This is a genomic window from Polycladomyces abyssicola (assembly GCF_018326425.1).
GTDB lineage: Bacteria > Bacillota > Bacilli > Thermoactinomycetales > JIR-001 > Polycladomyces > Polycladomyces abyssicola.
On the sequence record NZ_AP024601.1, the window covers coordinates 522,806 to 544,511 of the forward strand.

The 21,706-nt window shown below is 53.1% G+C and carries 15 protein-coding genes; 9 read left to right on the forward strand and 6 right to left on the reverse strand.

Translation table 11 applies throughout. The features are described from left to right. Nucleotides 1–288: 288 nt before the first annotated feature. The 3 genes from KI215_RS02685 to KI215_RS02695 all read right to left on the reverse strand — a co-directional run bounded on the left by KI215_RS02685 (nt 289) and on the right by KI215_RS02695 (nt 3,366). The gene (locus tag KI215_RS02685; protein ID WP_212774055.1) at nt 289–1,284 is read right to left on the reverse strand and encodes a FecCD family ABC transporter permease; all 996 of its coding nucleotides are present in this window, start codon (nt 1,282–1,284) and stop codon (nt 289–291) included. Further along, nucleotides 1,281–2,321, reverse strand: coding sequence for a FecCD family ABC transporter permease (locus KI215_RS02690; protein WP_212774056.1), 1,041 nt, complete (start codon nt 2,319–2,321; stop codon nt 1,281–1,283). Before KI215_RS02690 ends, KI215_RS02685 begins: the two co-directional genes overlap by 4 nt. Before the next feature lie 76 nt (nt 2,322–2,397). Further along, nucleotides 2,398–3,366, reverse strand: coding sequence for an ABC transporter substrate-binding protein (locus KI215_RS02695; RefSeq protein ID WP_212774057.1), 969 nt, complete (start codon nt 3,364–3,366; stop codon nt 2,398–2,400). Nucleotides 3,367–4,612: 1,246 nt separating this feature from the next. On the opposite strand from KI215_RS02695, the gene sbnA reads away from it, so the two are divergent. The 8 genes from sbnA to KI215_RS02740 all read left to right on the forward strand — a co-directional run bounded on the left by sbnA (nt 4,613) and on the right by KI215_RS02740 (nt 16,854). Continuing rightward, nucleotides 4,613–5,602: a 2,3-diaminopropionate biosynthesis protein SbnA gene (gene sbnA / locus KI215_RS02700; RefSeq protein ID WP_275956737.1), complete on the forward strand. Its 990-nt coding sequence runs from the start codon at nt 4,613–4,615 to the stop codon at nt 5,600–5,602. Nucleotides 5,603–5,625: 23 nt separating this feature from the next. After that, a complete protein-coding gene (sbnB, locus tag KI215_RS02705) occupies nt 5,626–6,636 on the forward strand; it encodes a 2,3-diaminopropionate biosynthesis protein SbnB (protein ID WP_212774058.1) in 1,011 nt (336 codons plus the stop codon). Between the two features lie 287 nt (nt 6,637–6,923). After that, on the forward strand, nt 6,924–8,828 hold the full coding sequence (locus KI215_RS02710) for an IucA/IucC family protein (RefSeq protein ID WP_212774059.1): 1,905 nt from the start codon (nt 6,924–6,926) through the stop codon (nt 8,826–8,828). Continuing rightward, nucleotides 8,825–10,078, forward strand: a complete 1,254-nt coding sequence (locus tag KI215_RS02715) for an MFS transporter (RefSeq protein ID WP_212774060.1) — start codon at nt 8,825–8,827, stop codon at nt 10,076–10,078. Before KI215_RS02710 ends, KI215_RS02715 begins: the two co-directional genes overlap by 4 nt. Then, nucleotides 10,068–11,939 carry an IucA/IucC family protein gene (locus KI215_RS02720; RefSeq protein ID WP_212774061.1) on the forward strand — a complete coding sequence of 624 codons (1,872 nt, stop codon included), beginning with the start codon at nt 10,068–10,070 and terminating at the stop codon, nt 11,937–11,939. Before KI215_RS02715 ends, KI215_RS02720 begins: the two co-directional genes overlap by 11 nt. Further along, a complete protein-coding gene (locus KI215_RS02725; protein WP_212774062.1) occupies nt 11,939–13,744 on the forward strand; it encodes an IucA/IucC family protein in 1,806 nt (601 codons plus the stop codon). The genes KI215_RS02720 and KI215_RS02725 overlap by 1 nt, the downstream gene beginning before the upstream one ends. A gap of 319 nt (nt 13,745–14,063) precedes the next feature. Further along, nucleotides 14,064–16,121, forward strand: a complete 2,058-nt coding sequence (locus KI215_RS16235; RefSeq protein ID WP_420830165.1) for an aldolase/citrate lyase family protein — start codon at nt 14,064–14,066, stop codon at nt 16,119–16,121. Continuing rightward, entirely contained in the window at nt 16,087–16,854 is a 768-nt protein-coding gene (locus KI215_RS02740; RefSeq protein ID WP_212774063.1) for a ParB N-terminal domain-containing protein, read from the forward strand. Before KI215_RS16235 ends, KI215_RS02740 begins: the two co-directional genes overlap by 35 nt. 175 nt (nt 16,855–17,029) lie before the next feature. Here KI215_RS02740 and KI215_RS02745 read toward each other — a convergent pair whose 3' ends face one another. The 3 genes from KI215_RS02745 to KI215_RS02755 all read right to left on the reverse strand — a co-directional run bounded on the left by KI215_RS02745 (nt 17,030) and on the right by KI215_RS02755 (nt 20,347). Continuing rightward, the gene (locus KI215_RS02745; RefSeq protein ID WP_212775033.1) at nt 17,030–17,626 is read right to left on the reverse strand and encodes a class D sortase; all 597 of its coding nucleotides are present in this window, start codon (nt 17,624–17,626) and stop codon (nt 17,030–17,032) included. Nucleotides 17,627–17,635: 9 nt separating this feature from the next. Next, on the reverse strand, nt 17,636–18,328 hold the full coding sequence (locus KI215_RS02750) for a hypothetical protein (protein WP_212774064.1): 693 nt from the start codon (nt 18,326–18,328) through the stop codon (nt 17,636–17,638). Nucleotides 18,329–18,442: 114 nt separating this feature from the next. Then, complete coding sequence (locus tag KI215_RS02755) at nt 18,443–20,347, reverse strand: tetratricopeptide repeat protein (RefSeq protein WP_212774065.1); 1,905 nt, start codon at nt 20,345–20,347, stop codon at nt 18,443–18,445. A gap of 188 nt (nt 20,348–20,535) precedes the next feature. Here KI215_RS02755 and KI215_RS02760 point away from each other — a divergent pair, with 188 nt between their 5' ends. After that, nucleotides 20,536–21,699 carry a conserved virulence factor C family protein gene (locus tag KI215_RS02760; protein WP_212774066.1) on the forward strand — a complete coding sequence of 388 codons (1,164 nt, stop codon included), beginning with the start codon at nt 20,536–20,538 and terminating at the stop codon, nt 21,697–21,699. Nucleotides 21,700–21,706: the final 7 nt, after the last annotated feature.

Below are 21,706 nucleotides of genomic sequence, written 5' to 3' on the forward strand. Positions count from 1 at the left end.
GCACAAAAACAAGGGGGAATGTTCCCCGAAAAAAGAAGGGGCACGATGTGCCCCGAGATTGCTGGCAAAGTGGTCTGATGAGTCGGTCCCGCTCGCTTTCCCGGATCGCTCCACCTGTGCTCTGTAAGAAAGCAGGTCTTGTCCGCTCCGAACCGGGGGGCGCAGGATGCGGGCAAGCCTGCAAGGGAATTCGGAGACCGTGGACTTTGTCAACAACACCCACAAGTTCATACGATAGGATATGGCAAATGATCAGGGACGATCAGTTTATTCTTTTCGGAAATCACCTTATCTCCGTTCCAACCGTAACAGCCAGAGGGAATATGGGCATCCGATCAGGGAGGTAAAGATTCCGGCCGGAATTTCCGACGGTGCGATCAGTACACGTCCTACAGTGTCCGCGGCGACTGTCAACAAAGCCCCGAGGATGGCGGAGGCGGGTAATATTTTTTTCATATCAGAGCCAACCAGCAATCGGGCCATATGAGGAGCGATCAAGCCTACAAACCCGATATTACCAGCTACCGCAACCGCGCAACCGGCCAATCCGACACCGATGGCCGTAATGAGAAGTCGGGTCCTTTCCACATGGATTCCCAATCCCTTCGCGGTTTCGTCTCCCAGCTGCAGTACGTTCAAAGTTCGTGCCGTCCACAACCCGAGCCCCAACAAAGCGACGGCCCAGATCCACACCCCCGACAATTGTTCCGACCCTTTTCCCCAAACAGACCCTGCCAGCCAAAACAACGCCGAATCCAGTTCATCCGGCGCTTTCAGTACGACAGCATCCCTTGCAGCCAAGCAAACCGAAGATACTGCAATTCCGATCAGGATAAGCCGAGTGGATTCCACGCCTTTTTGCCAGGCCAACAGATAGATGACCACAGCGGTCAAAAGTCCACCCGCAAATGCGAACAAGGGCAACAGTCCCGGTGGGGAGGATGGAGCCAGCAGAATCAGGATGACTGCTCCCAAACCGGCACCGGCGCTGATACCGATCAAATCGGGAGAAGCCAGACTGTTCCGGGTGATCGCCTGAAAAATTCCGCCGGACATGGCCAGACATCCGCCGGCCAGCAGTGCGATGAACGTGCGTGGTAACCGCATTTCTTCAATGATGAATTGTGCCTGTGGAGAGGCGTCACCGAACCAGACGGCAAATGCGTCATACAAACTCAATTTCACGGCACCCAAAGCCGTGCTGGCTATGGACGCCACCAGCATCAGGACAAACAAAAACAGGATCAACCACCATGAACGGTTCAGCTGGATTAATGACTTCATCGGACCCTCCTTGAGCGTGCGAGCACAATGAAAAATGGTGCGCCGATCAGGGCTGTCAGGATCGAGATCGTCACCTCTTGCGGATTAAATACGACACGAGTTACCCAATCGGTCAGGGTGAGCAAGAGTGCACCAAAAATACCGGAAAAAGGGATCACCCATCGTTCATCGATTCCGACCACCAGGCGTGTCATGTGCGGAATCACCAATCCGACAAAAGTGATGGGACCTGCGACAGCCACAGAGGAGCAGGCCAAAATCACGGCAACAATGCCTGCAGCCATACGGAACAGGGGAACACGTACACCCAGTCCGGTTGCCACGTCGTCGCCCAGGCGCATCAGGTTAAACGTTCGGCTGAACAGGAGCGCCACGATGATTCCACCAACAGTCCAGGGGATCAACAATTCTAAATCATCCCAACGGATACCGGCCAAACTTCCCTTCAACAAATAGGTTAAGGTGAACGCGGCACGAGAATGGGCAAGGATCAACCCTTCCGACATCGTTCTCATCAGTGTCGCGACGGCGACACCTGCCAAAGCGAGTTTGATGGGGGTAACGCCGCGTGAACCGACAGAGCTGATTCCCCAGACCAAGATCATGGTGAAGATGCCTCCGGCAAATGCCAAGACGGGAATCAGATCTTGCGGGACGGATGGCAAAAACAACAAGGTGATCAACACGGTGAATGCCGCGCCGGCATTTACTCCCAATGTATCCGGTGCAGCAAGCGGGTTATGGGTGATAATCTGCATGATCGTTCCCGAAATCCCCAATGCCGCTCCCACCAGTACCGCTGCCAACACACGGGGCAACCGAAGATCGTGAATGATCTGATGTTGTTGATTGTGAGGATCATAATGGATCGTGGCTTTCCAAATGGCATCGAGGGAAAGACCGGTTCCGAACCGAATATTCAGTACCATGACAATGGCGAGTAGTAATAAACAGAGAAAAAATAACAGGATGCGTGGAAGAGCTTTGTTTTCCGATCGAGTAAAAAACCGTCGACTGACGGGATTACGGGTATCCAACTGCTTCCCCCCTCCAGGCCATAAGGATAGGCGTGTCCTCGGGGTTGAATCCTCGGTCACGCCTCATTTCACACTTTTATTTTGCTTGTTTGTTGGCGAGAAGCTTGACTGCTTCATCAGCAATGACCTGAGCGGCAAGGGGTCCACGGTAGAAACTCCAGGTCTCCATCTGGACCGGAACGACCTTTCCGGCTTTTACAGCGGGCAGATCCTTGAACACGGGTGTGTTTTTCCAATCGACTCCTTTGGTATAGGCGGGACTTTGCAGCAACAGGTATTGGTCTGCTTTGATGTCCGCCAACTTTTCAGCGCCGGTTTCGATGAACGGTTGCCCGTCAGCCCGGAAAGGAACGGTCAATCCCATGTCCTGAAGAACGGTACCGGTAAAGGAATCCGCTGTGTAAATACGTACTTTTTGTTTGGGATAAATCGTGATGGGGAGAACTTTGAGCGTTCCCGCCTTGGACAACGCCGTTTTGGCTTGGGCGACTTTTTGTTCGTATTGCTTGATGACCTGATCGCCCCGTTCGGGCATGTTCAAAGCGATTGCGAGCGACTTGACGATTTGTTTCCAATCTTGGCCGCCAGACCCTTTGACCACCATGGTCGGTGCAATCTTGGACAGTTGCGGATATGCTTCCTTATGACGCTGGAGATCGGCAACGATCAGATCCGGTTTCAGACTGGCGATCATCTCAAGGCTGGGTTCTTTCCGACTGCCCACCCAGGTAAAGGAGTTCGTAACGCGGGATTTCAAGTATCCCGGAAGCGATTTGTTGTTCAGCTCCTCCTGGGCCACACCGACCGGTTGAATCCCCAGTGCGGTTGCAATATCCAACAAATACATATCCAGCACTACAATCCGCTTCGGCGGAGTTGTGAATTCCAGTGTACCCAGTTCGTGCTTCACTGTCCGCTTGGCTGCGCTGTTTCCTTGTTGACCAGTTGTCGTTTGATCGGCATTGCCGCTACAACCCGCCAGTATTGAGGTTACCAGCATAACGGCGATCAGGAGAATAGAGAAACAGGTCTTTTTGGTGAACAAGTGAGTGCCCCCCTCATGTTATTGAGAATAATTATCATTACCATCACCCATTATATCGGTGAGGGTGTTAACAATCAACAATTTTTCCGGATGGTATGCAATCTTTTTTCGTTCCGTTTTGACATGGTGAGATGCATTGGTTACCATTGAAAGAGAAAGATTCTCATTATCAAGAGGGTGGATCACATGGCTGTTGGGACGTATCTTCCCTCCGTATTGGAAGATTTGCGGGGGAAAGGACTACCGGTTCCGCTCGCTTTCCCGAAGGATGCCAATGATCAACCTAAAAGAACTGATTGGACGCATTTCATCCGAAGTGGGTGTGTCTCCACTCATTTTGTGGGAGAATGCGGGGAACTACGTCCGATCCTTGTACCGGAAAATCGGCAATGCTAGGGAATTGAGATTCCCACCCCAACGTGTCTTCCGTGTATTACGATTGGATCGGCATTTATGCTCCGGCGCTTGCCGCCACCTATCGGACATGTTTGACGAAAGAACCGGATGCTGTGATATGTGTGCGCTCTACTTGCTGTTTATAAAGAGCGAGCGGGAAAACCCAGCCCTTCAGGGTTGGAATGAAAGCGAGCGTCGGACGAGGAAGGGCTTTAGCCCTCTTGCAAGTCCGACAGAATTTTGGTACAATCGGATAGAAAAGTGCGAAAACACCGAAAACTACTATTCAAGCGAAAACTCGTTAAACTAAAATCACTAGGCTTGGACGAAGCCATCGTGGATGGATGTGGGTTGCCACGCCAGATGAAGCGAGAAGCCCACGGCTTTAGCCGTGTGGGGCAAGTCACGGTACCAGTTTCCCGGCAACCGCCCCTGTCCCACTTGTCTGCGTTTGGGGCGCATCTAGATTGTGTCTGGCGACTCTGTGCGGACCAATGTTTACCCAGGTGAGCGACTGTCCAAGCTTGCCGAGCGAAGACGCGGAAAGCGCAGGAATGGAATTGACGAAACGGACCTTCGTGCTGTGCTTCAACGGGTCGGATCGGCCATGATCTGCTTCCTTACAGGGGGCAGGTGGAGCGAACCGGGGAAACCAAGTGGGCAATATGGAACAGACATGCTCAGATAAAACCCTTGAATCAGAGAATCGTATCGCCAGGGATCTCTGATTCGGGGGTTTTTCTGTTTTCAATGAAAAAAGCGTATTGACATGAGAATGATTATCATTCATTATTGTCGATGAGAATGATTATCATTTGTAATCAATTCGACTCAAAAGAGGGTGTTCCAGTTGATAGAGGATCATTCCCCAAAATCCCCTGGTGGGATCTTCAGTTCGATCGTGGATTGTGTCGGGCAGACGCCGTTGGTCCATTTGAAACGCCTTTTTGCAGACAGGAAAGTTTATGCCAAGCTGGAGATGATGAATCCCGGCGGCAGTATGAAGGATCGCCCCGCCCGGTACATCATCGAACGTGGGCTTCGAGACGGTACGTTCCATGAGGGAACTCACTTGATCGAAAGTACTTCTGGAAATCTCGGTATCGGCCTGGCGATGGCGGCCAAAATTTACGGATTGAAATTCACTTGTGTCGTCGATCCGAAAATTACGCCGACCAACTTGAAAATCCTCAAGCAGTTTGGTGCACAAATCGAAATGGTCACAGAGAAAGATGAGTATGGCGGCTATCTTCACACGCGCATCAGGCGGGTGAAGGAGTTGTTGGAGACCATTCCCAATGCTTATTGGATCAACCAATACGCCAATGCTTGGAATTGGCAGGCCTACTATCACAGTGTGGGAAGAGAAATTATCGAGCAGGTGGATGGGCCTGTCGACTACCTCATCTGCGCTGTCAGCACAACGGGCAGTATTCTCGGTTGTTCCCGACGGGTTCGTGAGAAATTTCCCCACGTCAAAGTGATTGCCGTGGATGCGGTCGGGTCGGTCATTTTCGGTGCTCCCCCTGCACCTCGGGAGCTGCCTGGTATCGGGGCGAGCCGTGTTCCCGAACTGTTGAGTCCGGGGGAAATCGATGAGGTAGTCTATGTGGACGATCTCGAGTCGGCACAGGGATGCCGGGATCTACTGGCGCATGAGGGGATTTTTGCCGGCGGATCTTCCGGGTCCGTCATCGCTGCGATTCGAAAAATCATTCACGTGATTCCGCCGAATTCCCGTATCGTAACTGTTCTCCCCGATCGCGGTGACCGTTATTTGGACAGTGTGTATGACGATCAGTGGATGGAAAATCTATCTCGAAAAAAAGTTTCCGTCTGACATACATAGAAAGGGGTTACCACATGAAGCGCGATCATTCGATTTTATACCTGAGCAGAGAGGATATCGTCAAAATCGGCGGGGAGTCATCCGACCTGTATGTACAAGCGGTCAGCAGATCGTTGGAATTGCATGCGCGGAAGGATTTTGTCCAGCCGTTGAAACCCTACTTGCGTGTCAACAACAGTCATATTGCCGATCGTATCATTGCAATGCCCGCTTATATCGGGGGCGAGAAGCCGGTATCGGGTTTGAAATGGATCGGAAGCAAACACGACAACCCGCGGGTTCGCGGTAAGGAGCGTGCCAGCGGCCTCATTATCCTGAACGATCCTGAAAGCAACTATCCCATTGCCGTCATGGAAGCAAGTTTAATCAGCGGGATGAGAACCGCTGCCGTGACGGTGATCGGGGCACGATATCTGGCTCGTCAAGGGTTTCGCAGTGTGGCCTGTGTCGGGTGCGGCTTGATCGCCCACATGCAATTGCGTTCGTTGCTGGAGCAGTTCCCGGATATTGCGACTGTGCATCTGTTTGACCTCCACCAGGATGCGGCGATTCGACTTGCAGATGAATTGCAGGAGCGTTTTCCCCGTGTGAAGGCAGTGGTGGCCGACAGTGCCAAGGATGCAATTCGGGAAGGAGAGGTGATCGTCACCTGCACAGTGACAGATACCCCGTACATTCCCTATGAATGGCTGCAAAAAGGAGCCTTTGTCAGCAATATTTCGATCATGGACTTGCACAAGGAAGTGTTCTTGAAAGCAGATAAAGTTGTGGTGGATGATTGGGACCAAGCCAACCGGGAGAAAAAAATCATCAACCAATTGGTGCTGGAAGGACGTTTCTCCCGTGAGCAACTTCATGCGGAATTGGGAGAGATATTGATCGGGGTAAAACCGGGACGCGAAACAGACGATGAAATCATCGTTCTCAATCCGATGGGCATGGCGGTTGAGGATATTACCAGTGCACAGGAAGTCTATCAAAGGGCACTGAATGCCAACGTCGGAACATGGTTAAGCCTGTACTAGTCCGTGTCTGGTAAATCATCCGTAAGAGAGCAAATGCTTTCCCAGGTGGGCGAAGACCTGAGCCCGGTCGAGCGAAGACCCGGAGCGCAGAAATGAAATCGCGGGCAATTTCCTCTAAGCGAAGTGTACTTTGCCCGCGGCCTGTCTCCGGGGCGGAGTGGCCATGACCTGCTTCCATACAGGGCGCAGGTTGAGTGAGCCGGGAAAGCAATTGGACAGTATTCACCAGACACGCTACTAGGAACGTGCGGCAATCCATGAGACACGTCTTGGAAGGAGGTTCCCATTTGTACATACCATGGGTCGGCAATATCACCGCCACTGTTTCCGATCAAGAAACATTGCGCAAAAAAGCGTCCGAGATGGTTTTATACGACTTGGTCAATGCGCTGTTGCACGAAAATCTCTTGGGAATCATTGATCGGGGCATTGTCACCACGAGCTGTTGTGATACGGATTTGCTTCCACAATGGGAGTTGGAAGATGGAGAATTTTATTTCCGTCTGGATGTAGATACCGACCGCAGCCTGCTGTTCCGGGTACGCCCCCAACGGTTTATCCAACCATATCGACTGAGCCGGCTGCCGGTTCTTCTGATCTCGAGGGGAACGGAAGGAGTAAATGCGGAATCGCTCGATCCAGTTGGCTTGATGCGGATTTTGGCCGATTCTGTTTTGGATGAGGACCGCGCCGTTTTGATGCCGAATCTGGACGGCTTTCTCACCGAGTTGGAAGATGCGGTTGAACATACGGCGCTTTCGATGGAAGCGGCACAATCGTTTTACAGTGAGCGGGATGGGTTTCCCCCATCCCCATTTCTCCGCATGGAACGTTTGTCATCACTGAGAGATCGTCCGTTTCACCCGACTTCACGGGCGAAAAAAGGGTGGGACCGCAACGCTTATAGGACGTACAGTCCGGAATTCGGTCACTCATTCGGATTGGATTGGGTGGCCCTGAGAAGGGACTATCTGATTCAAGGGGAAAAGGCGGGAGCGATCCAGGATCTGCTGCTGCAGGACGATGAGCGTCAACAGTTGGAAGAAGCGATGGTGCAAGAGGGGCTGCATCGTCGGGATTATGCGGTTCTCCCCGTCCATCCCTGGCAGATGAAGCACGTGTTGCCGGAGCTGTTTCAACAGGAGATGGAGAGCGGCATTTGTATTCCTCTGATGCGCGGGTTGGGAAGATTTGTGGCCACTTCTTCAGTACGGACGCTTTCTCCCGTGCATAATGACCGATACCATATCAAATTGCCGATCGGCATCTTCTCACTTGCCGCATTGCGCATTGTTCCACCCCGTTACTTGACCAACGGAGTGAAAGGACAGCGTCTGCTGGAACAGCTGATCGAGCGGGAGCCGATGCTGCACAAAAGGCTGCATCTCTGCAGGGAGGAGATGTGGTTCGGATTTCATGATCCTCAGGGGGACCCGTTTGAGGACAAACCGGGGCATCTCGCCTGTCTGATTCGGGAGTATCCGGATCACCTTGTCGGCGATTCGGAAGTTCAGTTGATCGCGATGTCTTCTTTGGCGGTGACGGACCCCAATGGGCAGTTGCCTGTATTTGCCGGGTTGCTCCGTTCCCGATACGGTCAAACCGATGAGACGGAACATGTATTGGGCCTGTTTCGCGAGATTTGTGAGCCGTTGATCCGTACTGCGCTGATTGCGTTTCGATACGGGATGATGCCGGAGATTCACGGTCAGAACGTGTTGCTTGTCATCAAGGGAGGAAGGATCGACGGATTGATGCTGCGGGACCATGACACCGTACGCGTCCATCTTCCCTGGCTGAAACGCGAAGGGTTGGCGGATCCCGGATATATTGTGAAGCCCGGGACACCCAACAGCTTGATTCTGGAATCGCCCGAGGCATTGCTCTCCTATTTTCAAACATTGGGGATTCAGGTGAACCTCTACGCCATCATCGATGTTCTGTCACGGGTGTATGCGATCGATGAAGCATTGTTTTGGCGGGTGATACGGGATGCGATTCAAACGTGTCTGGCGACATTGGATTTGCCCGAGACGGTTCGTGATGTTGCGGTCAAACAACTGTTGACCCATCCGACATGGCCGACCCGTCTTTTGATCGCCCCGCTGTTGAAGCGAACCGGTACAGGAGGCGGCGGTATGCCAGCAGGAACCGGAGAAACCCATAATCCGTTGCGGAGTCTGGAAAGATGAACGTGATGTTGGGGCGAAACGCCGGTTTCGCAGTTCTTTGGAGCGGGCAGTTTTTGGCGACAGCCGGGTTGACGGTTATGGTTCCGCTGCTCCCTTTCTATCTAACCCATCTGGGTGTCAAGGATCCGGCCGCCAACCGGTTTTGGACAGGATTGTGCGTGGCCGCTCCGGCTGTGACCCTCTGTCTGGTATCGCCCGTGTGGGGGAGAATCGGGGATCGCTGGGGGCGCAAGTGGATGGTCGTCAGAGCCTTGTTCGGCCTCGCCGGTTGTCTTTTGCTGATGAGCTTTTGCCAAACCCCGTTTCAATTTTTTCTCTGCCGTCTGCTTCAGGGGGCGTTCGGCGGGGTTGTCGATGCTGCTTCCGCTTATGCAAGCTCCGAGGCACCGAAGGAGGAGCGCGGAAAAGTGCTGGGGATGCTGCAGAGCGCTACAGCGGCGGGGTCCCTGATCGGTCCGCTCATCGGTGGTGTATTGGCGGACTGGATCGGGTTTCGCGCGTTGTTGTGGGCTATCGGTGTTCTGACGGGAATCAGCGGCGCAGTGGCGGTGGTCGTGTTGCGTGAGACGTACAAGCCCAAAGCAGAGGAAACTCCGAAAACCCGCGTGTACGGTACCTGGATTACCTTGATGGGGCATGCTCGGTTACGTTCCTTTCTCATCGCGGGACTCTGCGCACAAATCGGGGTTTTTGGGCTTGTCGTCGTATTTGCCCCCTATGTGCAAGGATTAGGCGGAACGGACGGTCAAGCCTCCACATGGGTGGGCATATTGCAGGCGGTTACCTGGGGGGCCAGTATGCTGGGCGCTCCCTGGTGGGGAGTGCAAAATGACCGGCGCAAAGTGGAGATCAACCTGTTTTGGGCGGTGCTGGGATGTGCGGTCAGCATTTTGTTGCAGGTGGTGCCTTCCCATGTCTACTGGCTCATTCCGCTGCGCCTGTTGCAGGGGTTTTGTTTTAGTGCCGTTATGCAATCGGTGATGTTGGCGGTCACAGAGGAATCGACCAAGGAAAACAGGGGGCTTTGGATCGGAGCGGCCAATTCCTTTCTTGTTCTCGGCCAATTGCTGGGCCCCTTGACTGTCGCCGTGCTCGGGGGATTGTTGAGCAACGGGTGGTTGATCGTGATCATGGGCATGACGTTTCTTGTAGGAGCTGTTGCCTTGAACAGGAGCGAAAGCTGGAAATCCGTGGTTCTTCCCTCGATTCAAGTAGGTTTCGAGAGGTGGAAAATGAAAGATGACCAATAAACCGTTTGTTATGTCTGCTGAGCCATCTGCCGACAAAAGCATGATGCTGGCAGAAGCCGCGACAATGGAACGTTTGTTGAATGCATACCTTCGGGAGACGGAAACTTTTAACCCGACCATCGATCCGGATCACCCTGCGTGGATGGGGTTGCCGGCATCAGTTCGGGAGGTAATCCATGAACAAGGGTTGCCGATGAAGATTGAGCTGAAGGTGACCGGGAGAACGATTTGGGGTGCCATCCGCTATCTGTCATCTTTCGGGCATCATCGTTACGGTTCCGCTTTTTGGGTGGAGGAGGATGTGAAAGGGGAGGCAATTTGCCGTCGACTGCAAAATGCCATCGAAATGGCAGGCCTCCTTCTCCGGGAAATGGCTGCCCATCATGCCAAGTCGGGTGACGGAGACAATAGGGTCCGTTTGATGCTCGACCAGATCCACAATTCGGTCCGGAAAACGGGGCAGTATGTACGAAGCCGTTTGCAATCCGATCGTTCATTATGGGATTTTACCGGAGAAGAACGGATGTTGGCGGCGGAACAATCATTGGTCTACGGACACCCGTTTCACCCTACCCCCAAAAGTGCGGAAGGTTTTGAACCGGATGATTTGTCCCGCTATGCACCGGAGATGGGAGCTTCTTTCGCCCTGCACTACTTCGCTGCGGACCCGGAACTGGTAGAGGAGACGCTTTTGGGATATTCAGATGAGACGCTGTTTCCTGATCCGGTTTTGGAAGCGGCGAAGCGGAAATTGGCGCCGGAGCGTCAGCACTTCAAGTTGTTGCCCGTTCACCCTTGGCAGGCACAACATGTCAAGCAATGGCCCCTGGTACAACAGCTGATTCGGACGGGACAATTGATAGACTTGGGTGAACAGGGAAACCGGGTATATCCGACGTCTTCCGTGCGGACCGTTTGGGATCCCACACACGCCTTCATTTACAAGTTGCCACTCGATGTGCGCATCACCAACTTCGTCCGGGTCAATCCGCCGGAGCAAGTGCAGCGGACCGTGGACGCTGGCCGGGTTCTCGCCCGATTGAACGAACAGATTCCGTACGCCGGTTTTACTGTGTTGCTGGAGGCGGGATATCGCACACTTTCGCTGAAAGAGGCAACGCCGGAGGAGCGGAAACGATTGGCTGAAAGTTTGGCAGTCATTTTCCGGGAGAATCCCTTGTTCCAATCTGATGAAAAATTCGTCCAAGCGTCTCCAACCGTGGTAGCGGCTCTTTTGGAACAACCTCCATCGGCAGGCGAAGCTCCCATCTGGGAAGCGGTGCGTTTATCGGCAAAGATGGAACAGGCGCAGCCGGAACGCTCTCACGTGCAAAAATGGTTGAAACAATATTTGGAAATCTCATTGGTGCCGATATTGTGGCTGTTTTTGGAACATGGGGTCAGTATGGAAGCGCATGTACAAAATGCGATGGTTACCATACAAGACGGTTGGCCTGTCCATTTTTACGTGCGGGATTTGGAAGGCGTCAGCATCAGCCGAGAGCGGGTGGGGAAAAATCTTTTGTCCGATGTGGCCGAGGACAGTCCGGCTCTCTATTCGGACCGTGAAGCGTGGCACCGGTTGAAATACTATGTGTTTGTCAATCACCTGGGTCATCTCATCCATACGTTGGCTTTCCACAGCCAATTGGATGAAGTTTCACTGTGGCGGACAGTTGGTGAAGTTCTGCGAGATTCCGGTTTGTTCGCATCATCGGAAAGAAAGCCCTATCTGATGGATTTGTTGGAAGGAAAAAGCTTGCCGGCCAAGGCGAATTGGATCAGTTGTTTCCAAAAACGTGGGGAAACACCGCTCTATGTGGACATCCCCAACCCGTTGGCCTGTGTGAGGTGGAACTGATGGAGAAAACGGTCGTTGAGGCGTTACAGTCAGAACAGCTGGTATCAGTACGGCGGCGCATTTTCCGTCAATTGATCGAGTCACTGATTTATGAGGGAATTGTCCGTTATCAGGCGGAAAATCAAGGAGAAGAGGCAGTCTATTCCATCGAAGGCCGGGATGAAACGGGAAACCGGGTGACCTATACGTGCTCGGGGCGCAGAAGGTTTACGTTCGGTCGCGTACGTCTCACTAACCGACCGGTGATGCGCTCTGTCGGGAACGTGACGACGGAAGCTGAATCACTGGGGCAATTTTTGCTGGAGACCCGCGAGGCGATCGGGGCGGATGAAAACCGTTTGGTCCATTTCATCGAAGAATTGGAACAGACCCTGATCAAAGATACACTGGCTCAATACCATCGCTTTCAACAACAACAATCATTTGAGGGAAGCGGTTATGACGATCTGGAAGGAAAAGTGATGGACGGCCATCCCTATCATCCCGGTTACAAGTCTCGGATCGGATTTGATTATATCGACCATTATCGATACGGACCTGAGTTTCAACCAGATATCCGTTCATTGTGGCTGGCGGTACGCCGGGACGCAACGCGTTGGGCCGTTTCTCGGGATCTGGATGTCGATGCATTCCTGTTGGCGGAGCTGGGTCAAGAGCAGGTGGAAAGGTTTGCGGAAACAGTGCGGAGCCAGGGAGCTGATCCTGACGATTATCTTTGGGTACCGGTCCATCCGTGGCAATGGCAAAACCGGATTGTCCCTTCGTTTCACCGGGAATTGCGGGAAAAACGGCTCATTCTGTTGGGCATGTCCAAGGATGTGTATCGCCCGCAACAGTCGATTCGAACGTTGGCCAATTTCTCTTCACCTGAAAAAGCTTATCTCAAACTGGCCATGAGTATCGTCAACACTTCCACCGGTCGTGTATTGGCGCCGCATACGGTGGTGAATGCACCGGCTGTCACCGATTGGCTGAAGGGGCTCGTGGAGAGCGACCCTTACCTGAAGGAACAAAAACGGGTTGTACTGTTGGGAGAAGTGATGGGGATCTCGTATGATCCACCCGCATTGTCCGATTTGGTACAATCAGCTACTTACGGGGTGCTGGGTTGTATCTGGCGGGAAAGTCTGCATTCCTATATGGACGCGGGGGAAGAAGCGGTACCTTTCAATGCGCTGAGCGTAGTGGATCTGGATGGACGGCCGTTGATCGATCCCTGGGTTCGGGAATACGGTGTGGAGCCATGGCTGAAGCAGTTGTTGGAGACCAGTGTGCTGCCCATCATCCACCTGCTGTACGCACACGGAGTGGCATTGGAATCCCATGCGCAAAACATGGTACTGATTCATCGGCAGGGATGGCCGAGCCGGTTGGCGCTCAAAGATTTCCACGACGGGATCCGGTTTGCCAAAAATCACCTTGCTGATCCCGAAAAATGCCCCAACCTCTTGGCAACACCGGAATATCACGCACGTGTCAACCGCAACTCGTTTATTGAAACAGACGATCTTCAATTGGTGAGAGATTTTGTGCTGGATGCGTTTTTCTTCATCAACCTCGGAGAACTGGCGATGTTTCTGGCGGATCATTACGGGTATGAAGAAAGCCGGTTCTGGTCGCTCACCAGACAAGTGATTGAAACCTATCAACGACAGTTTCCGGCGTTGCAGGAACGTTTCCGGCTGTTTGACTTGTTCGTACCGACGATCGGTGTGGAGCAATTGACCAAACGCCGTTTGTATCCCGATACGGAATTGCGGATTCATCAGGTGGAAAATCCATTGTACACTGTAGCGACCAATTGAGACCCGTATCATGCGTCTCAGCTTGTTGACAAAGTCGCAGACTCCGATTCCATTTCTCCGCATCGTAGTAACAGCGTCAATCCGTAAGGGGGCAATGTTTTCCCTGTGAGCGATTTACTAAGCCTAGCCGAGCGAAGACCCGGATAGAGCAGGAATCAAATCGCGGGCAATTTCCTCTGAGCGAAGCGTACTTTACCCGCGTCCTGCGCCCCGGGTCGAGCGGCCATGATCTACTTTCTTGAAAGGCGCAGGTGGAGGGAACCGAGAAAACAATTGGACAGTAGTCAATGAGAGATTCAGTGAATGAAGGGGGAACGAAATGCTCAGAACCAACGCCGTGAAACGCAAATTACAAGAGGGGAAAATAGTCTACGGATTGTTTTCCTCCATTCCCGCGCCATTGATGGTGGAGATGATTGGCTGTGCGGGATATGATTTTGTCATCATTGACTCGGAGCATGTGTCCATCAATCTGGAGACACTGGAAAATATGATCCGCGCCGCCGAAGCGATCAATTTGGCTGCCTTGGTAAGGGTTCCCGATTGTTCGCCCGGTCCCATCCTGCGCGCGCTGGATGCGGGTGCGCAAGGAGTAGTAGTGCCCCATGTCCGGTCAAAGGAGGAAGCGGAAGCCGCTGTGCGGGCGAGTCGCTATTATCCGGAGGGGAATCGGAGTCTGAACAGCGGCCGCCCAGCCGGTTTTGCCAAAATGGATCTGCCTACATATATCCGGGTCGCCAATGAAGAGATCATGGTGGTCGTCATGATCGAGGACCGGGAAGGGGTGGAACGAATCGATGAGATTTTGTCGGTGCCGGGAATCGATATGGTGCTGGAAGGAGCCGCCGATCTTTCCCAGTCTTACGGAATCCCCTGGCAGACCCGTTCCCCGATCGTGAAGGAAGCGCTGAAACGGGTACAGGAAAGCGCCAGTCGGCGGGGGGTGCCCTACTGTGCCATCCCGCGGGCGGAAGAGGACTTTCCCGCCTTGTATCAGCAAGGGATTCGGGCATTTGTATTGGGAGATGAGAGAGGTGTGTCGTTCCGGGCGATGTCTGCCCATCTGAATCGATATCAAATGAAAGCCGAAGCTTTGATCAAGGAACGGGAACCACTGATGAATCGAGTGGAGAGATATATTTTGTCGGAGAGGGAAAACGGTCGCGGGTCACTTCCCGCTTTCATTTATGATCTGGATGATTTGCGGGAGCATGTGCGTCGATGTGTGCAAACACTCCCCAAGCCTTGCCGTTTGTTTTACGCGATCAAGGCCAATTCGGAGGAGCCGATATTGCGTGCATTGACACCGATCGTTGACGGGTTTGAAGTCGCCTCAATCGGTGAGATCCGAAAGGTGAGAGTGATTGCGCCCGATATCCCGATCATATTCGGAGGTCCGGGCAAAACGGATGAGGAAATCGAAGGGGCAATCGATCATCGCGTTCAACTCATCCACATAGAGAGTGAACATGAACTGCGAAGGGTGGCCACCATTGCCGCCAGACGGAACATCACGGTTCCGATCCTGTTGCGTGTCAATCTGAAGGGACCGTTGCCACAGGCCACGTTGGCGATGGCGGGACGCCCAACGCAATTCGGCATTGAGGAACCGGAAATCCCCGATGTGATCCGATTGGCTCAGCAATTGCCGTCCGTCAGGGTGGAGGGATTTCACCTGCATTCGATTTCCAACAATCTGGATGCGGAACAGCATGTCCGGTTGGTTGAATATTATTGTGATCGGGTGAAGGAATGGGTCGAAATGTTCGGTTTGAGCATCTCCTATCTGAATGCGGGTGGCGGCATCGGGATCAATTATACCGAACTGGATAAACAATTCGACTGGGATCTGTTTGTCAGGCGGTTGGAGTTCATGTTGGCAACCAAATGTCCGCCCGGTGTCACCGTCCTGTTCGAGTGCGGCCGGTTTTTGACCGCTGCTTGCGGATTTTATGCAGTGGAAGTGTTGGATATCAAAAAAAATCATGGGAAGCATTTTGTCATCGTCCGTGGCGGGACGCATCAATTTCGCTTGCCCGTTTCCTGGCAACACAGCCACCCGTTTCGCGTTCTCCCCGTTGAGCGGTGGGATTATCCGTTTCCGAGAAAAGTGCTGACCGATGCTCAAATTACGGTCGTCGGGCAGCTGTGCACACCGAAGGATGTACTGGCAAGGGATGTGTACGTTTCGCGCGTGCGAATCGGAGATGTGATTCTCTTTTCCCATGCGGGCGCCTATGGATGGGCGATTTCCCACCATGATTTTCTCAGTCATCCGCACCCGCGGCACATCTATCTGGGAGAGACGGAGAAAGAAGCGGGAGATGGAGGTGATTCCACACATGACCAATCTATTGTCCACACTCCAGTTGATTGACACGGACCAAATCTGTCTGCATGAGGCCCATGAACCTTCCCGGCTGCACCGAATCTGTGAAGCGATCAAACGGGAGGGGGTTCTGCGACATCCACCGCTCGGCATCCGGATGCGGGACGGTCGGTATCTCATCATCGACGGGGCACATCGCACGTGTGCGCTGAAAAAACTGGGGTGTCTCCGGATTCCGTTGCAAGTGGTGACCAAGGAAGAGGTGATGTTGGAATCTTGGGAGCACATGGTGCCGGTCGGTACGTGGTTGGACCGTTTGAGGCATCATCCTCGGCTGCGTTGGGAGGAACGGGTTGATGAGGCGAATCCCGTGGCCGAAGTGGTGGAGCAGGATGGACGGAGTTTCTTCCTGGTGCCGGTGGAAGAGTGCAATCATGCTTTATCCCGTCTCCATCTCTGGCATGAGGTGGTGGATGCCTACAGCCGGAACTGCGCCGTTCAGCGTTTGCCACAAGGGGGCGGACAGCTGCCGGATGAGGGGAAGGTGATTCTCCGTTATCCTGTTTGCAGGTTGGAAGAGTTGGAGCAGATCGTTTTGAGCGGAAATGTGATGCCAGCGGGTGTCACCCGATTTGTTGTCAGCGGTAGGTTATTAAACCTCCGCATTCCGTTACACTTGTTGACCCAACAAGTGATTTCGGATGAATGGGAAAAGCTTTGCCGACAGTGGTCGGACTCCTTGCGACTGTATGACGAACCCGTATATTATTGTGAGGTGTAGGCATTTAATCAATCTTAGGTCCGGGCGTAAGACGAGCCGGGGAAGCAATTCCGACAGTATTTACCGGACACACTCTAGAAGAAGCAAAAAGAGCGGAAATCCCATCGTGGGCAAATTCCACAAAAAAACGGGCCCAATGGCCCGGATTTAAATAGTGGGAAGATGGGATTCCGCTTTAATTTTTTTTCGAATCGATCCGAATCAGTACTGCTTCCACGATGTAGCGATCTGGTGCGCTTCCGATATAACCGAAAGGATAACAGGTGGTCAATGTCAGTATCGGCGTGGGTTTGGAAGCGAGTACCGACCGGTCCGTTGGTTTGGTCACCCACATTTTTTGCACCCGGTAGGTAAAAGTGCCTGCTTCGGTTCTCACCACCAGCAAATCGCCTTTTTTCACTTCACCCATCCGACGGAAAACCGTATCCCGATGCCCGGACAGTATCGCATTGCCGGTGACGCCCGGAAGGGCGCTGCCGCGAAGGTGTCCCACTCCTTTGGCCAATTGGTCCTCATCGGTTCCTTCCACGATGGGCAAAATGGCTCCGATACGAGGGATGATCAACTGCCCCAATGTTTCTCCCGTTCGTGGAGCAGGATAGGGTGGGATCCCCCTGGACAGCGCGGGATCGTTGGGATGGGTCCGTGGCGTATACGCCAGCGCCGTTTTCGGGTCGTACACAGCTGTGTGGCTTTCTGTCCACCATTGGTACCCGCTCCAGCCCACCAGCAAGCCACCCACAGCCATCAACAGAAGCCCCAATTTGCGCATCAAAGCCGCTCAGCCTTTTTGCGGACGGAACCGATACAGCACTGCACCGCAGACGAGCAACAATCCGCCCGCCAATGCCAGATTGGGGTACGGCGTAGCCGTTTTCGGCAGTTCTTGGGTTTCCAGCTGGGGTGCTGAAGCGCCCGATTTGTGGAACGATTGTTGTTTGATTTCTTCCGGTTGTACGACGGTGGGTGCGCTGTAGGAAGGCTTGTCCACCGTCACCTGACGTCCGCCGTCATGTTGCCCTCCACTGCTCGGGTGATTCACGGGTGTCGGGTTGGCCGGTGGTTGCTCCACAGGCGTTTCATCTCCCGGCTGATTTACCGGAGGTTCATTCGCGGGCGGCTGGTCCACCGGAGGTTGATCCACCGGAGGTTCATCTACAGGCGGCTGATCCACCGGAGGTTCATCTACAGGCGGCTGATCCACCGGAGGTTGATCCACAGGCGGCTGATTTACCGGAGGTTCATCCACGGGCGGCTGGTCAACCGGAGGCTGATCCACCGGAGGTTCATCCACAGGCGGTACCACTACCGGCGGAACCACTTCACGGACCAAATCGGTCACATCGTCGACAGTTTGGTTCACCTCATCGGTGATCGGTTGCGGGTCAACACCCACATTGACGTCGACTGGTGCGGCGTTTGCGACCGGGAATGAGACAAGTAGGAGAGCCAAAGTCAAAATTAGCGTCCGCAACAGTTCCACTCCCCACCTTATTCAAATTTTGCCCATCTTCCCTATTTTTCTATATTAGCATAATCAGTGAAAATCGGAAGTACCAACTTTAAAAATGATGTCAAAAGTTGTGGATCACTTCTGTAATTGGTCGAGTGCCTTTTTGTATAAAGGATGATTCGGCTCCAAACGAACCGCCTGTCGAAATTGGGCAATTGCTTCATTACGCTTGCCTGAAGCGGCGAGCACGACGCCGTAATGGTAGTGATACAAAGCGTGTCGGTTGTTCGCTTTCAATGCCTGCTGAATGGCGTTTGTCGCTTCGGGAAGCCGTCCCGCGTAGTAGAAAGCGACGGACGCGTAATAATACCCTCCCTCATTCAGTGCCTGTTTCTTCACCAACGAATCGAATACATTCACCGCTTCTTGTGCCCATTTTCGTTTTTGCGCCTCCTTCTCTTCCGGTAAAAGCGACGGATTTTCATTGACAAGTTCTCGTTTTTTCAGATACAGGATACCCAACATCATCTTGTATCGGGAATTACCACTATCCATATCGGACGCGGTCTTGGCGGAGCGGATGGCGGGATCGATTTGTCCCAACCGGTATTGATATACGGATAGGTCATAGTGATAGTAAGGTTGCCGACTGTCCAAGGCAATCGCTTTTTTCAACATCTCCGATGCATGTGCGTAATCTCCCAGCGCGCTGAGAATTTTTCCGTTGTGATAGAAATAGACAGGATTGGACGGGTTCATTTGCACAGCTTTGTCGCTGGCGGTTTTGGCGGCCATAAAATCCTTGGCATAATACGCCTGCATGGCCAATCCGTCCTGCATGGCGGGGTCTTGCGGGAAGCGTTTCACAGCTTGTTTCATGACTTGCACGCCGTTTTGGAAGTCTCCGCGAATTTGGTGTAATTTGGCGACATGCAGGTAATATCCCTGTTTGCTCGGATCGGCTGCCAAAGCTTTTTTACCCAAGTCCAATGCCCGATCGTATTGTTTCGCTTGATACGCCGCCAGAGATTGGTTGTACCAGATTGCCGCCTGTTTGGATTGGGACGGGCTTAATGCTGCAGAGTCCGTATTGGACATGATCATTTGCGTGATACCCCATCCGGCAGCGGTCAACAGCATCAATCCGCCAATTGCGGCCGCTCCCAGTTGAACGGCTCTGCGCTTCCACCAAGGAATGGAGGCGGTTGGGACATGTGGTGCCGGTGCAGTCCGTTCAGACGCACTTGATACTTTCTTTGCGGTGCCGGTGGTCGGGTCGGATGCGGTATGTTCCCTTCCCGTTGTTTCCGGCCTGGAGAGGATCCGTGTGGTTTGCTCCAACAGTTCCAATGTTTCGTCCCAAGAAGGGACATTTGTTGGCGATGCTTGACACATCCGACGGAGAAAGGACCTCCATGCATTTGGAACAACGGGATCTTCGGGCAGGGAACGGAGGGTTTCCATTGTAACATGTAACGGCATCCGTTGACCGGTCAATAGCGAATACGCCAGCAAACCCAAACGAACTCTCTCATCCGGTGGGAACAGGGGAGGGCGTGTCAGCCAAGTGGGACCACCGTACAGAAAGCGTATCTGTCCGCTGTCTTCCAGGAAGAGGTTCTCGGGATGGATAAAGGTCCATTCTCCATTCCGTTCTATCTTTATCCACGCCCTGACCACCTGTTGCAACAGCAAGGGAATCTCCCTCTCCGGAACGCGATGGGGGGACAGCAGCCGATACGCAAGCCAGGTGTCCGGCATGCGGCGATACACCCAGTACAGTGTCTCCTTTTCGACAAACACCGCTTCCGCTGATACAAACCGTGATTCGTCCCTTTCCAAAAGCGCCGTCAGGGGTGCATCCGTTGCCAGGGAAGTGGCCGGAACTGCAAGAATGAAGCGGGTACCCGTTTGGGTGACATCCACTTTTGTCGGATCAGGGTGGAACCGGGTGAAATACAGCGTTCCCAGTTGAAGGGGAAATACTTTCAACACTTCATATGTATTACGAATCCATTCACCCTTGTGTGAGTTCCTCATCAGTCCATGCTCCTTTGATCAAATCGGTTTGCTCCAGTCCTAATGTATTGGTATCAACCTTTTTTATTTTATCACGCCTTTGGACGGGAATATATCCGTTATCGTTTGGTTTCCGCAGTTGGAGGGCGTGGAACGGGATATGATACAATACGTCCAGACCATCATGCGAACGGAAGGGGACGAATACGATGAAAGTGATTTCGATTGAACCCACACCGAGTCCCAACACCATGAAATTGAACATGGATGAGCGGTTGCCTGCAGGGGTGAGCATCAACGTCACCCGTGAACAGGCCGAAGGAGCACCGGACTATGTACGTCGCCTGTTGCAGATTCCGGGGGTCAAGGGAGTGTTTCAGGTATCAGATTTCATCGCCCTGGAACGCCATCCCAAAGCGGATTGGCAGGAGATCCTCTCTGCCGCTCGGGAAGTGTTGGGCGGAGAGGGGGATGTTCAAACCACGGATGAACAGAAGGAAGCGGCACCGGACGGATTTGGCGAAGTACAGGTGTTCGTTCAGACGTTCCGTGGTATTCCCATTCAGGTAAAAGTGGTGAAAAACGGGGAAGAAACCCGTTTCGGTCTGCCCGATCGTTTCCTGGAGGCAACGATGAAGCTGAAAATGGCTTCTCCCAATGTCATCATGGAACGAAAATGGGAAGAGCGAGGGGTTCGGTACGGAGATGTGAACCAAGTAGGTGAAGAAGTGGTGAAGGAAATAGCCGCAGCATATGATGCCGCCCGGTTGAACCGGATGGTGGAGGAGGCATTCCGGTTACAAGCGGGTGAAACAGTTCAAGAGGAGCGATTGGATGCGGATGAAGTGGCCAGGCGGTTGGACGAACCGGATTGGGAAACGCGATATGCCGCATTGTCGCGGATGAAACAACCGGATCGGGAGGCATTGCCCGTACTGCAAAAGGCGTTGTCCGATCCCCATGTGTCCGTTCGAAGATTGGCCGTGGCTTATCTGGGGGAAGTGGATGATGCCGATGTATTGTCATTGTTGTTGAAAGCCTTGAAAGACCCCTCCCCCATTGTTCGCCGTACTGCGGGCGATACTTTGTCCGACCTCGGTGATCCCCGTGCGATCGGACCGATGGCGGAAGCGCTCAAAGATCCCAATAAATTGGTACGGTGGCGGGCAGCCCGTTTTCTCTACGAAGTGGGGGACGAATCGGCACTTCCGGCCTTGCGTGAAGCCGAGAACGATCCCGAATTCGAGGTGCGTCTGCAAGTACGGATGGCGCTCGAGCGTATCGAAAAAGGCGAAGAAGCGAGCGGTACCGTGTGGCAGCAGATGACACGGGCAATCGAAAAAAAGAATGGAGAAACTGGAGACCGGGAGTAATCATATA